This is a genomic window from Streptomyces sp. Act143 (genome assembly GCF_003143935.1).
Lineage (GTDB): Bacteria > Actinomycetota > Actinomycetes > Streptomycetales > Streptomycetaceae > Streptomyces.
On record NZ_QFRX01000004.1, the window covers coordinates 1 to 269 of the forward strand.

Annotated in this window: 1 protein-coding gene; it reads right to left on the minus strand. The window is 70.6% G+C overall.

Annotated features, from left to right (window positions below; translation table 11 throughout):
• On the minus strand, window positions 1–269 hold a 269-nt coding region (locus DI272_RS43235), incomplete at both ends, for a molybdopterin-dependent oxidoreductase (RefSeq protein WP_146238441.1).

The window sequence follows — 269 nt, forward strand, 5'->3', positions numbered from 1 at the left end:
CCCCACATCATCAGATAGGCGGCGTCCCACCAGTCGCCGGACTCCGGGACGTCGGTCTGGTCGCCGAAGACCTGCGGGGAGGCCACCGGGAGGTCGGCGTACCAGTCGTAGAACGACAGCATCGGGGCGCCGATGAGGGAGTGGAAGCGGGCGCCCGCCGCGTGCGAGGCCATCGACATCGCCGGGATCGGGGAGAAGCCGGCGATGCGGTCGGGGCCGTAGGTCTTGATGGTGTGGACGTGCGCGGCGGCGACGATCTCCACCGCCTC